At 55.5% G+C, this 11,588-nt stretch carries 16 protein-coding genes; all 16 read left to right on the top strand.

Annotated elements, in window-relative coordinates:
- Window positions 1-126: 126 nt before the first annotated feature.
- Window positions 127-456 (top strand): head-tail connector protein, encoded by a 330-nt coding sequence (locus FHW04_RS05890; protein WP_069730023.1) that lies wholly within the window; start codon window positions 127-129, stop codon window positions 454-456.
- A 1-nt stretch (window position 457) separates the two neighbouring features.
- A complete protein-coding gene (locus FHW04_RS05885; RefSeq protein ID WP_069730022.1) occupies window positions 458-847 on the top strand; it encodes a phage head closure protein in 390 nt (129 codons plus the stop codon).
- Window positions 840-1,346 (top strand): hypothetical protein, encoded by a 507-nt coding sequence (locus FHW04_RS05880; RefSeq protein WP_069730021.1) that lies wholly within the window; start codon window positions 840-842, stop codon window positions 1,344-1,346. Before FHW04_RS05885 ends, FHW04_RS05880 begins: the two co-directional genes overlap by 8 nt.
- Window positions 1,343-1,903, top strand: a complete 561-nt coding sequence (locus FHW04_RS05875) for a phage tail terminator protein (protein WP_069730020.1) — start codon at window positions 1,343-1,345, stop codon at window positions 1,901-1,903. The genes FHW04_RS05880 and FHW04_RS05875 overlap by 4 nt, the downstream gene beginning before the upstream one ends.
- A 3-nt stretch (window positions 1,904-1,906) precedes the next feature.
- On the top strand, window positions 1,907-2,095 hold the full coding sequence (locus FHW04_RS05870) for a DUF2635 domain-containing protein (protein WP_069730019.1): 189 nt from the start codon (window positions 1,907-1,909) through the stop codon (window positions 2,093-2,095).
- Window positions 2,095-3,591 (top strand): phage tail sheath subtilisin-like domain-containing protein, encoded by a 1,497-nt coding sequence (locus FHW04_RS05865; protein WP_069730018.1) that lies wholly within the window; start codon window positions 2,095-2,097, stop codon window positions 3,589-3,591. The genes FHW04_RS05870 and FHW04_RS05865 overlap by 1 nt, the downstream gene beginning before the upstream one ends.
- Entirely contained in the window at window positions 3,591-3,947 is a 357-nt protein-coding gene (locus FHW04_RS05860) for a phage tail tube protein (RefSeq protein WP_010246516.1), read from the top strand. Before FHW04_RS05865 ends, FHW04_RS05860 begins: the two co-directional genes overlap by 1 nt.
- Entirely contained in the window at window positions 3,944-4,267 is a 324-nt protein-coding gene (locus tag FHW04_RS05855; RefSeq protein WP_069730017.1) for a phage tail assembly protein, read from the top strand. The genes FHW04_RS05860 and FHW04_RS05855 overlap by 4 nt, the downstream gene beginning before the upstream one ends.
- An 84-nt stretch (window positions 4,268-4,351) precedes the next feature.
- On the top strand, window positions 4,352-6,253 hold the full coding sequence (locus FHW04_RS05850; RefSeq protein ID WP_069730016.1) for a phage tail tape measure protein: 1,902 nt from the start codon (window positions 4,352-4,354) through the stop codon (window positions 6,251-6,253).
- Between the two features lie 58 nt (window positions 6,254-6,311).
- Window positions 6,312-6,506, top strand: coding sequence for a hypothetical protein (locus tag FHW04_RS05845; RefSeq protein ID WP_069730015.1), 195 nt, complete (start codon window positions 6,312-6,314; stop codon window positions 6,504-6,506).
- A gap of 37 nt (window positions 6,507-6,543) precedes the next feature.
- Entirely contained in the window at window positions 6,544-7,920 is a 1,377-nt protein-coding gene (locus FHW04_RS05840; protein WP_069730014.1) for a DNA circularization protein, read from the top strand.
- Window positions 7,917-8,987 carry a phage baseplate assembly protein gene (locus tag FHW04_RS05835; RefSeq protein WP_069730013.1) on the top strand — a complete coding sequence of 357 codons (1,071 nt, stop codon included), beginning with the start codon at window positions 7,917-7,919 and terminating at the stop codon, window positions 8,985-8,987. Before FHW04_RS05840 ends, FHW04_RS05835 begins: the two co-directional genes overlap by 4 nt.
- Entirely contained in the window at window positions 8,987-9,544 is a 558-nt protein-coding gene (locus tag FHW04_RS05830; RefSeq protein WP_069730012.1) for a phage baseplate assembly protein V, read from the top strand. The genes FHW04_RS05835 and FHW04_RS05830 overlap by 1 nt, the downstream gene beginning before the upstream one ends.
- Window positions 9,541-9,954 carry a phage GP46 family protein gene (locus FHW04_RS05825; RefSeq protein WP_069730011.1) on the top strand — a complete coding sequence of 138 codons (414 nt, stop codon included), beginning with the start codon at window positions 9,541-9,543 and terminating at the stop codon, window positions 9,952-9,954. Before FHW04_RS05830 ends, FHW04_RS05825 begins: the two co-directional genes overlap by 4 nt.
- Window positions 9,947-11,014, top strand: a complete 1,068-nt coding sequence (locus FHW04_RS05820) for a baseplate J/gp47 family protein (RefSeq protein ID WP_069730010.1) — start codon at window positions 9,947-9,949, stop codon at window positions 11,012-11,014. Before FHW04_RS05825 ends, FHW04_RS05820 begins: the two co-directional genes overlap by 8 nt.
- On the top strand, window positions 11,005-11,586 hold the full coding sequence (locus tag FHW04_RS05815) for a YmfQ family protein (RefSeq protein WP_069730009.1): 582 nt from the start codon (window positions 11,005-11,007) through the stop codon (window positions 11,584-11,586). The genes FHW04_RS05820 and FHW04_RS05815 overlap by 10 nt, the downstream gene beginning before the upstream one ends.
- Window positions 11,587-11,588 lie beyond the last annotated feature (2 nt).

Genomic DNA, 11,588 nt, shown 5'->3' with positions numbered 1-11,588 from the left:
GCCAGAGCCAGAGCCAGAGCCAGAGCCAGAGCCAGAGCCAGAGCCAGAGCCAGAGCCAGAGCCAGAGCCAGAGCCAGAGCCAGAGCCAGAGCCAGCAAAAGGTAAAAACAAAAAAGGCTGAACACCATGCTGCTGACGCTCGAAGAAATTAAACAGCAGTGCCGTCTTGATAGCGACTTCACGGAAGAGGATCGGCTGCTTGAGCTTTTTGCGCTGGCAGCCGAGGCAAAGGCGGTGACTTACCTCAATCGCAATCTGTATAAAACGGTGGCAGATGTTGCGCCTCTTGATACGGACGGCATGGTCATCACCGAAGATATCCGGCTTGCACTGCTGATGCTGGTCAGTCACTGGTATGAGCACCGCAGCTCAGTGTCAGAGCTGGAAATGACGGAGACGCCGCAGGCGTTTGAGTTCCTGCTGTATTCACGGCGTCTGCCGGTGTCGGGGTATTAGCATGCAGCGACGCTCATCAAATACCAGTGCCGTTTACACGCTGCCCGATCCCGGTGAGCTGAATAAGCGTATTCACCTGCGCCAGCGCATCGACCAGGCCGCAGCGGATTACGGCATAGAGCCGGTCTATCAGAATGAAACGGACGTCTGGGCGAAGGTCCGGCAGGTAGGTGCTACCACCTATCATGAATCAGTTCAGGCTGACGAAACCATAACCCACTACATGACCATCCGTTATCGACGGGGAATCACTTCAGATTTTGAGGTGGTTTACGGCGGTTATGTATATCGCGTTAAGCGCCTGCGCGACCTCAACTCAGCCGGTCGTTACCTGTTGCTGGAGTGCGAAGAGTTGAGGGCTGTGGACAGCGACGGAGAGATGTATGGCTAAGCCGCTTCTGCACGTTGATTTTCAGCAGCCCAAAGACCTCGTTTTTAACCGGGCAAAAATGCGCCGCGCCTTCATTCAGATTGGTCAGGTTCACATGCGTGATGCCAGGCGTCTGGTCATGCGTCGTGGTCGTTCCGCGCCGGATGAGTATCCGGGATTCAGGACTGGCAGGCTGGCACGGTCAATCGGCTATTACGTTCCCCGCGCATCAAAAAGCCGTCCGGGCCTGATGGTGCGCATCGCGCCAAACCAGAAGCGGGGCGAGGGTAACCGACTCATTGAGGGCGACTTTTACCCCGCGTTTCTGTTCTACGGCGTGAAGCGTGGTTCTAAGCGCAAAAAGAGCCATCACAAAGGGAAATCCGGCGGTAATGGCTGGCGGGTTGCCCCGCGTAAAAACTACATGACCGAAGTGCTGGAGGCGCGCAAAACGTGGACGCGTTATGTGCTGACCCGTGCGCTGCGTACCTCCCTGCGTCCTGAAAGGAAAAAGAAATGAAGCTATCACTTGTGATCGCCGCTCTCCGGGCGCGATGTCCGATGTTCGCTGGCAACGTAGCCGGGGCGGCTGAATTCAAGTCTATCCCCGAAACCGGGAAGATGAAGCTGCCGGCGGCGTATGTGGTGCCGACCGAAGACGTCACCGCTGAGCAGAAGTCCCTGACTGACTACTGGCAGAACGTAACCGAAGGCTTTGCGGTTGTCGTAGTGCTGGACAATACGCGCGACGAGCGCGGTCAGGCAGCAGGTTATGACGCCGTGCATGATGTGCGGCAGCAAATCTGGAAGGCACTTTTGGGCTGGGAGCCGGATGAAGATGCTGGCCCCGTCGCATATTCTGGCGGGCAGCTTCTGGATATGGACCGGGGCCGACTCTACTACCAGTTTGAATTCATGCTGACGCGGGAAATCACCGAAGAGGACACGCGGCAGCAGGATGATCTTGACGCTCTGGATGAGCTGAAAACGGTCGAAATCGACGTTGACTACATCGATCCGGGTAACGGGCCTGACGGCATCATTGAACACCACACCAAAATCAACCTCAGCGAGTAAATCATGCAACTCAGACCTAAGCGCGGGCGGTCAGTTCCTGACCCTGTCCGGGGCGATCTGCTGCCTTCAGAAGGCCGGAACGTCGAAGAGAGCAGCTACTGGCACCGCCGCATTGCGGATGGTGATGTCGAAGAAGTCAGTGCGGAAGAAGAAAAGCCCGCAGCTGACGCCAAGAAAAAGGGCGGTGAATAATGTCAGTCTCGTTCCCCAATATTCCGTCAGACCTCCGCGTGCCGTTGTTCTGGGCGGAGATGGACAACAGCGAAGCGAACACCACGCAAGATAGCGGCCCATCGCTGCTGATTGGCTTTGCCTCTGCCGACAGCTCCATCGTTAAAAATAAGCTCACCATCATGCCGTCAGCGGCACTGGCGGGTAAGGTTGCAGGTCGTGGCAGCCAGTTAGCACGTATGGTGGCGCGCTATCGTGCCGTCGATCCATTTGGTGAGCTGTGGGTTATCGCGGTAACTGAGCCTGATGGCGAAACCGCCAAAGGAACTGTGACGCTAACCGGCAACGCACAGGCGTCAGGTTCGCTGAGTCTTTATATTGGCGCGGTACGCGTTCAGGCCGCTGTGGTAACCGGCGATGCCCCTGCAGCAGTGGCCGCCACACTTGCAGCCGCAATTAACGCTAACGCAGACCTGCCCGTGACAGCAGCAGCAGCAGCTGGTGTGGTGACGCTCACTGCTCGCCACAAGGGGCTTACCGGCAACAGCATTCCTCTGGCGCTGAACTACTACGGCACCGTGGGGAGCGAAACTACGCCTGACGGGGTTAACGCTGTGATTGAAGCGATGGCGGGCGGTGCGGGTTCACCGTCACTGGCTGCAACCGTGGCCGCGATGGGCGATGAGCCGTTTGACTTCATCGGCACGCCGTTCAGTGATTCCGCCTCGCTAGCGACGCTGGCGCTGGAAATGAACGATTCGTCCGGACGCTGGGGCTATGCACGTCAGCTTTACGGTCACGTCTACACCGCAAAAATCGGCGCGCTCTCCGACCTGGTGGCCTTCGGCGACACCATGAACAACCAGCATATTACCGTTGCCGGTTATGAGCCTGCTGTTCAGACAGCAGCAGATGAGCTGGTCGCGCTGCGTACCGCCCGTAACGCGGTATTTATCCGCAATGACCCGGCCCGACCGACCCAGACCGGTGAGCTGAACGGCGCATTACCGGCACCTGCAGGCAGCCGTTTTACCCTGACCGAGCAGCAGTCGCTGCTGAAGCACGGTATTGCCACGGCCTACGCTGAGAGCGGCGTGCTGCGCATTCAGCGCGATATTACCACCTATCAGAAAAACGCCTATGGCGTGGCGGACAACAGCTATCTGGACAGTGAAACGCTGCATACCAGCGCTTACGTTATCCGTCAGCTGAAAAGCATCATTACCAGTAAGTACCCTCGCCACAAGCTGGCGAATGACGGTACGCGCTTCGGTCCGGGACAGGCCATTGTTACGCCTGCAGTGCTAAAGGGTGAGATGTGCGCCAGTTATCGCACCATGGAGCGCGCCGGGATCGTGGAGAACTTCGATCTCTTCAAGCAGCATCTGATGGTGGAGCGCAACGTGAGCGATCCAACCCGCGTAGATGTGCTTTTCCCGCCGGATTACGTCAACCAGCTGCGCGTGTTTGCGCTGCTTAATCAGTTCCGTCTGCAATACAGCGAGGAGACCGCGTAATGGCAAAGATTGCGGGTACAGCATACGTCAAGGTGGACGGCCAGCAGCTGTCGCTGACCGGCGGCATTGAGGTGCCGATGAACACCAAAGTGCGTGATGACGTGATCGGCCTGGCCGGTGACGTGGATTACAAAGAAACGCACCGTGCGCCTTACGTCAAAGGCACATTCAAAGTTCCGAAGGCGTTTCCGGTCACCAAACTGATGGACTCAGACCAGATGACCATCACCGCCGAACTGGCTAACGGCATGGTTTACGTGCTGTCTGAGGCCTTCCAGTTCGGTGAAGCTAACCACAATGCGGAAGAGGGTACGGTAGACCTCGAATTCCACGGCTCAGAAGGATTTTATCAGTGAGTGAACTGCAACTTTCAAAACCTATTACGGCACATGGCGAAACCCTTCATGTGCTGGAGCTGCGTGAGCCATCTTTCGATGAGATTGAGCAAGTCGGTTTTCCTTTTACCATTGGCTCTGAAGGCAATATCAAAATCGACAGCTCGGTATCGCTGCGCTATATCCCGGTACTGGCCGGGATTCCGCGATCATCTGCCAGCCAGATGGCGAAGATTGATATTTTCAAAGCCTCAATGACGATTCTGGGTTTTTTTACCGGCTCGGGAGCGGGAGAAATCTCCGGCAGCGATGTTACAACGTCGCTCACTTCTGGCGAATAAACCCTCTTGAACTGAAGCGGTCAGCTCTTTCCGATTTTCTGGAGCTTGAGGAAGAAGCAGTGCGCATAAGCGAGGAAATAAAGAATGGCTGACAGCTTCCAGTTAAAGGCCATAATCACAGCCGTTGACCAACTCACCGGCCCGATGAAAGGGATGCAGCGCCAGCTGAAGGGGTTTCAGAAGGAATTCTCATCGCTGGCCGTTGGAGCAACTGCTATCGGCGCATCCATCCTGGGTGCGCTGGCTATCCCTGTAAATCAGGCCATTAAGTTCGAATCAACAATGGCTGATATCCGCAAGGTCGTTGACGGTCTGGATAACGCTGACGCTTTCAGAAAAATGAGCCAGGACGTTATTGACCTGTCAACAAAACTGCCGATCACGGCAGACGGTATCGGTCAGATTGTTGCCGCAGCAGGTCAGGCTGGCATCGCCCGAAGTGAGCTTGTCAGGTTTGCAGAAGATGCGGCCAAAATGGGTATTGCGTTTGATCAGACTGCGGAAGAGTCCGGTCAGATGATGGCGACCTGGCGAACCGCTTTCAAAATGACGCAGAAAGATGTTGTCGGGCTGGCGGACAAGGTGAACTACCTCGGTAATACCGGTCCTGCCAGCGCAGCTAAAATCTCTGAAATAGTCACCAGCGTAGGCTCGCTTGCTGCAGTCAACCACGTTTCAACGGGTAATCTTGCCGCGCTGGGTGCAACCATTGCGGGAATGGGGGTGCAGTCTGAAGTAGCCAGTACCGGCATTCAGAACTTCATGCTTTCGCTCTCCAATGCCAATACCGGTAATGCAAAAAAGGTCCTGAAAAAAATCGGGATGACACCTAAGTCTCTTGCCAGTGGCATGGTGAAGGACTCAAAAGCGACCATGCTTAAGGTGCTGGAAGGGATTAAAAATCTTCCTGAAGAAAGCAAGTCAAAAGCGCTCGAATGGCTGTTCGGGAGAGAGTCGATAAAGGCTATTGCACCGCTTCTTAACAATCTCGACCTGCTTCGCAAAAACTTCGGTAAGGTTGCTGATGCACAGCAGTATGCTGGCTCAATGCAAAAGGAGTATGACTCCCGCGCAGACACTACCGAAAACAAACTCACGCTGATGCAGAATGGCATAACAGCGGTGAGCCTTGCGCTCGGCGATGCACTTACGCCACAGCTCAAGCAGGCTGTAGTTGAGCTGATGCCTTATTTAAAGCAGACAGAAAAGTTTGTCAGGGATAATCCAGAGTTGGTCAGATCGGTTGCGAAATTTGCTATCTCACTGATTGCTGTAGGTGCAGCAGTAGGCACTGTCTCACAGGCATTCAAAGTACTAAATTTCGTAATGAATCTGTCGCCCGCCAAGCTGGCTATCGCTGCGCTTGCTGCCGGTGCCTTATTGATTATAAACAACTGGGATCAGGTTGGGCCAATTGTTAAGCAGGTCTGGACTGAGATAGATAATGTCGCTCAGGAAATGGGGGGCTGGCAGACCGTTATTGAGGGCATCGGTGCGGTAATGGCCGGTTCTTTCGCCCTTAAAACGATTGGCTCACTTCAGCAGGCCGTAACTCTTGCGAGTTCGCTTTCTAGCTTGCTGGGCTCAATCAGCCGGTTTGGTGCGATGACCATCACGATTGGCATAGCAATCTCACTTCTTAAGCAGTTGCAGGATTTAGACAAGCAGGCAAATGCGCAGGGTGTAAGTAAGGGTGAGTTTCTGGTTAACCGCATGCAGTCACAGGAGCGGGAGCGGGGATATAACGGATTTTTCCCGAGGCTGCGTGAAATTCTGGGAATGGACAACCCAATACCTGAAGGGCGTTATGATCCAAAGGTGGGACTGGAACGAGCATCTTCTGCAGGCCGCCCGCAAGCGGGCGAGCTTAAGGTAAATTTTGAGAATGCGCCGCCTGGCATGCGCGTTGCTACTCCAGCAGGGAGCGCGACTCCATGGCTTAGTTATGATGTTGGCTACAACCGTTTCAGCGCCAATAAGAGCTAGGAAAAAAGTAGTACAAGCCTTAACCTGGGTTTTCTTATCCTATTTATGGTGATTGTTTATGATTTTCGTGCGTGGGATTTCAATACTTTTAGCAGTCTTCGGTGCAATTTATATTTTGATTATGATGGGAGATCGTGCAGCTGAAAGCCCCGACCTTATCCCCGTTTATCTCGCAGGGCTTTCGCTGGTTATTATTCCTTATTGCATAACGAGGATGATCTCCGATCAACTCAACAGTAGAAAAAAACAATAACCCGCTCCGGCGGGTTTTTTTACGCCCGGAGAAAGCCATGAGCTGGAAAGATAATCTGCAGGATGCCTCACTGCGAGGCATCGCGTTTAAGGTGGACAGCGACGAAGCAACCTTTGGGCGTCGCGTGCAGGTGCATGAGTACCCGAACCGCGACAAACCGTGGGCGGAGGATTTAGGCCGGGCAACTCGCCGCTTCAGCGTTCAGGCCTATCTGATTGGCGATGATTTCTTTGAGCAGCGCAACCGGCTGATTGAGGCTATTGAAAAGCCGGGTTCCTGTACGCTGGTTCATCCTTACTACGGCGAGATGACCGTGGTAGTAGATGATGCGGTTCGCGTCAGCCATTCACAGAGCGAAGGGCGTATGTGCCGCGTCAGCTTCAGCTTCGTTGAGTCCGGTGAATTATCTTTCCCCACCGCTGGACTGGCAACCGGACAGAAACTCACCTCGTCAGTTTCATTCCTGGACGATGCCATTTCATCGGCGTTCGGTGCCTTTGGTATGGATGGCCTGCCGGACTTCCTGCAGGACGGAGTGCTGGATGAGGCGGCAGGCATGTTCAGCACCGTAACCAGCGCCTTTCAGTATGTTGATTCTGGTATCAGCGCCGCATCACGTCTGATGCAGGGCGATTTATCGGTGCTGCTCAGTCCGCCGTCGAGTGGCATGAGCTTTGTTAACCGGTTGCAGACCATGTGGCGCGCCGGAACGCGGCTGACGGGTAACACTTCTGACCTGATGTCGATGATTAAGGGGCTGACCGGTGTCACGATTGATTCGGGTCTGGCCCCGCGCGGTGTCTGGAAAACCGACAGTAAGACAGCACAGGCGCAGACCACGCAGCGCAATTACGTTGCGCAGGCGGTACGCACCACGGCCATCAGCGAGGCAGCCGCAACGGTCACCAGTCTGCCACAGCCTGCAAACCGGACTGTCACGCGCCAGCAGGACCCGCAGCAGCCGGTCGTGGTATCGCATCCTGCCGTCAGCAACATACGGACTGAATCAGGCAGTGCGGCTTCAGATATTGATACCACAGCGACAGGCACCGTTTCCGCATCTTCCGGCGTAACTACCTCTCTTGATAACAGCACCGTCATTTCCTGGGATGATCTCGCGCAGGTGCGTGACAGTCTCAATGAGGCCATTGACCTTGAGATGGAGCGCGTTTCAGATGACGGACTTTACCAGGCGCTGGTCACCGTGCGAACAGATGTTAATCGCGATATCTCTGCACGCCTTGAGCAGGTCGAGCGCATGACGGAGCGCACACCTTCACAGGTGACGCCCGCACTTGTGCTGGCCGCCGACTGGTACGACTCAGCCTCCCGCGCTGGTGATATTACCGCGCGTAACGGCATCCGCCATCCCGGCTTCGTGCCGGTTCAGTCACTGAGGGTGCCGGTGCGATGAACAACACAGTTATTTTACGGGTGAACGGTCAGGAGTGGGGCGGCTGGACTTCGGTCCGGATCGCGGCCGGTATTGAGCGCATCGCCCGAGACTTTACCGTTGAGATTACCCGCAGCTGGCCGGGCGACACCGACCAGGCAAACCGCAGCAACCGCATTAAAAACGGTGACCTCGTCGAAGTGCTGATAGGCACCGATAAAGTGCTGACCGGCTACGTTGAGGCGACGCCGGTCCGGTATGACGCACGTAGCATCAGCGTGGGAATATCAGGGCGCAGCAAAACTGCTGACCTTATCGACTGCTCAGCCACGCCGTCACAATATGCCGGTCGTTCGCTGGCGCAGGTGGCTGCAGAGCTGGCGAAGCCGTTCAGCATTACGGTGGTGGATGCGGGCGGCGCATCCGGTGCGCTTCAGGGAATTCAGGCCGACCAGGGCGAAACGGTCATGGACGTGCTGAACAAGATGCTCGGACTGCAGCAGGCGCTGGCGTATGACAACGCGCAGGGCAATCTGGTTATCGGTGGCATCGGCAGCCAGCAGGCGCATACAGCACTGGTGTTGGGTGAAAACATTCTTTCCTGCGACACCGAAAAAAGCATTCGGGACCGTTTCAGCGACTATCAGGTGTCCGGACAGCGTAAGGGTAACGACGACGACTTTGGCGAGGCCACCACTACGGCCATTCGCTCAAAAACCATTGATGGCGGACTGAAGCGTTACCGCCCGATGATTATCCGCCAGACCGGCAACGCCACCACGGCAACCTGCAGCGCACGCGCAGAATTTGAGATGCGCCAGCGTGCAGCGCGTACCGATGAGGTGACCTACACCGTGCAGGGCTGGCGACAGGGTGACGGCTCACTCTGGCTGCCTAACCTGCAGATTATTGTCTTCGATCCCATCCTTGGTTTTAACAATCGCCATATGGTGATCGCTGAGGTGACCTATCAGCAGGATGAAAACGGCACCGTGACCGAAATCCGCGTCGGGCCTCCGGATGCCTATCTTCCTGAACCAGCGAAGCCTGGCAAGCGTAATAAAAAGAAAGAAGAGGATGATTTCTGATGGCTAACCCGATATCAGGTATGGGCCGTGCGCTGTCAAACCTGCTGGCGCGAGCGGTCGTTCGCGGGCTGAACACGGCAACCAAATGCCAGATGCTTCAGATTGAGATGGCCGGAGGTGAGGGAAAAAGCGATATCGAGCATATGGAGCCTTACGGTTTTACCGCCGCGCCGCTTACCGGTGCAGAGGCCGTGGCCGCCTACTTTGACGGTGACCGATCTCACGGTGTGGTGCTGGTCGTCTCTGATCGTCGCTTCCGAATTAAAGATCTTAAGTCCGGTGAGGTGGCGGTGTATGACGATCAGGGGCAGTCAGTCACGCTGACCCGGGCAGGGATTATCGTCAATGGCGCGGGAAAGCCAATTACTTTTACCAATGCGGCAAAGGCACGATTCGAAATGGACATCGAGTCCACTGGTGAAATTAAAGATAGGTGCGACTCAGGCGGCCTGGCGATGTCAGCAATGCGAGTGACCTACAACGGGCATACGCATGAAGAGAACGGCGATGGCGGCGGCACTACTGATGCGACAACGCAGAAAATGGAGGCGTCATGATTATTGTCATCAACGGCATTCAGCGTGACGTGACCTTGCCGACTGACCCTCTTACCCGAGCGGTAATTATTTCGTTTTTCTCCTGGAGAAAGTCTGAGCCTGACGACAATCCGGAGCAGGATAACGGTTGGTGGGGCGATAGCTTCCCGACCGTCCAGAATGATCGTATTGGATCGCGCCTTTATCTCCTCAGCCGCCAGAAACTTACCAATAAAACTCCACTAAAAGCCCGCGAATATATCAGCCAGGCTTTGCAGTGGCTGGTGGATGACGGCGTGGCGGTTCGTGTGGATGTGAAGGTCGAGCGAACCGGCATTGATACGCTAAGCGCCTCGGTGGTAATCAGTCAGAAAGACGGCAACCGCACGGCATTTTCCTTTGATGATTTATGGAGTGAACTTAATGGCTGACAGTGGATTTACCCGCCCGACACTCCCTCAGTTAATCACCACCGTCCGCAACGATATCCTGACCCGCCTTGCTGCAGATTCAACCCTGGCAGTATTGCGTAGAACTGACGCCGAGGTGTATGGGAGGGTCCAGGCGGCAGCGGTACACACCGTTTACGGGTATATAGATTATCTGGCCCGCAACCTGCTGCCTGACCTTGCAGACGAGGACTGGCTGACGCGGCACGCCAATATGAAGCGATGTCCGCGAAAAGCAGCGACGGCAGCAACCGGATACGTGCGCTGGGACGTGGCCACGAACGGCATTCCTATCCAGGCTGGCGTGACGATTCAGCGTGATGACCTGACGTCCTTCACCACAACCGCGGCGGCTACGTCAGCAGGGGGCGTGCTGCGCGTACCGGTAACAAGTGATACAGCTGGAAAAGTCAGTAACACCGATGACGGGCTGGCCATGCGACTTGTCAGCCCAATTACCGGCCTGCCTTCAGCAGGCGAGGCGGACAGCATTCAGGGTGGCGCAGATATCGAAGATATTGAAGTGTGGCGGGCGCGTGTCATCGAGAGATGGTACTGGACTCCACAGGGCGGTGCTGACGGAGATTATGAAGTCTGGGCTAAGGAAGTGGCTGGCGTAACGCGTGCCTGGGCATACCGGCACTGGAGCGGACGGGGAACGGTTGGGGTCATGGTTGCCAACAGCGACCTGGTGAATCCCATCCCTGACGCTGCAACAGTAGCATCTGTGCAGTCTTATATTGAACCGCGCGCACCGGTGGCCGGGGCTGACATTTATGTGTTTGCTGCGACGCCCCATGTCGTAGATTTTCATATACGGCTTAACCCCGATACTCCGGAAGTGCGATATGCCGTTGAGGCTGAGTTGCGATCAATGATGCTGCGCGATGGCGTGCCAGAAGGTGTGCTTAAACCTTCACGCATCAGTGAGGCAATCAGTATCGCAACGGGTGAATACAGCCACACGCTGGTCAGTCCGGCAGCCGATGTGTCGATTGCAAAAGGTGAGGTCGGCGTAGTAGGGGCTATTTCATGGACATGACAGCTCAGTACCGGCAGATGCTTGGTGCGCTACTTCCGCGCGGCCCTGCGTGGGATGCAGACGATCTGCTGCTGACGGGATTTGCACCTTCACTGGCAGCAGTTCACGGTCGCGGCGACGCACTTATGCTGGAAATCGACCCCCGGTCGGTAACGGAGTTGATTGACCGTTATGAAGAGATAAGTGGGCTTCCCGACAGTTGCGCCCCTGCTGGCGTTCAGACACTTCAGCAGCGTCGCCAGCGTTTGGATGCAAAACTGAATCTGCCAGGCGGTATCAACGAGGCTTTTTATCTCGGGCAGCTTGAAGCGCTTGGCTATACCGGGGTGACTATTACCCGTTACAACAAGAGCCAGTTCACCTGCCTCTCTGACTGTACAGACTCTCTTTATAGCGACGACTGGCGTTACTACTGGCAGGTCAATATGCCAGTGGCCACACAGACTACCCCTATGACAGCGATCAGTAACTGCACCGACAGCCTCAGAACATGGGGTGACACTATTGCCGAATGCGTTCTTGAGAAGCTGGCACCGTCACACACTTACGTAATTTTCAGATACACGGAGTAAGC

The sequence above is a fragment of the Pantoea sp. AN62 genome, assembly GCF_050432985.1.
Lineage (GTDB): Bacteria > Pseudomonadota > Gammaproteobacteria > Enterobacterales > Enterobacteriaceae > Pantoea > Pantoea brenneri.
This window is presented reverse-complemented; position numbering and strand designations above follow the sequence as displayed.

Bases quoted from the DNA above. Each gene is read 5' to 3' on its own strand.
- FHW04_RS05850 (WP_069730016.1), top strand. From the start codon at position 4,352: ATGGCTGACAGCTTCCAGTTAAAGGCCATAATCACAGCCGTTGACCAA.
- FHW04_RS05825 (WP_069730011.1), top strand. From the start codon at position 9,541: ATGATTATTGTCATCAACGGCATTCAGCGTGACGTGACCTTGCCGACT.
- FHW04_RS05880 (WP_069730021.1), top strand. From the start codon at position 840: ATGGCTAAGCCGCTTCTGCACGTTGATTTTCAGCAGCCCAAAGACCTC.
- FHW04_RS05870 (WP_069730019.1), top strand. From the start codon at position 1,907: ATGCAACTCAGACCTAAGCGCGGGCGGTCAGTTCCTGACCCTGTCCGG.
- FHW04_RS05860 (WP_010246516.1), top strand. From the start codon at position 3,591: ATGGCAAAGATTGCGGGTACAGCATACGTCAAGGTGGACGGCCAGCAG.
- FHW04_RS05845 (WP_069730015.1), top strand. From the start codon at position 6,312: ATGATTTTCGTGCGTGGGATTTCAATACTTTTAGCAGTCTTCGGTGCA.
- FHW04_RS05890 (WP_069730023.1), top strand. From the start codon at position 127: ATGCTGCTGACGCTCGAAGAAATTAAACAGCAGTGCCGTCTTGATAGC.
- FHW04_RS05885 (WP_069730022.1), top strand. From the start codon at position 458: ATGCAGCGACGCTCATCAAATACCAGTGCCGTTTACACGCTGCCCGAT.
- FHW04_RS05875 (WP_069730020.1), top strand. From the start codon at position 1,343: ATGAAGCTATCACTTGTGATCGCCGCTCTCCGGGCGCGATGTCCGATG.
- FHW04_RS05865 (WP_069730018.1), top strand. From the start codon at position 2,095: ATGTCAGTCTCGTTCCCCAATATTCCGTCAGACCTCCGCGTGCCGTTG.
- FHW04_RS05820 (WP_069730010.1), top strand. From the start codon at position 9,947: ATGGCTGACAGTGGATTTACCCGCCCGACACTCCCTCAGTTAATCACC.
- FHW04_RS05830 (WP_069730012.1), top strand. From the start codon at position 8,987: ATGGCTAACCCGATATCAGGTATGGGCCGTGCGCTGTCAAACCTGCTG.
- FHW04_RS05815 (WP_069730009.1), top strand. From the start codon at position 11,005: ATGGACATGACAGCTCAGTACCGGCAGATGCTTGGTGCGCTACTTCCG.
- FHW04_RS05835 (WP_069730013.1), top strand. From the start codon at position 7,917: ATGAACAACACAGTTATTTTACGGGTGAACGGTCAGGAGTGGGGCGGC.
- FHW04_RS05840 (WP_069730014.1), top strand. From the start codon at position 6,544: ATGAGCTGGAAAGATAATCTGCAGGATGCCTCACTGCGAGGCATCGCG.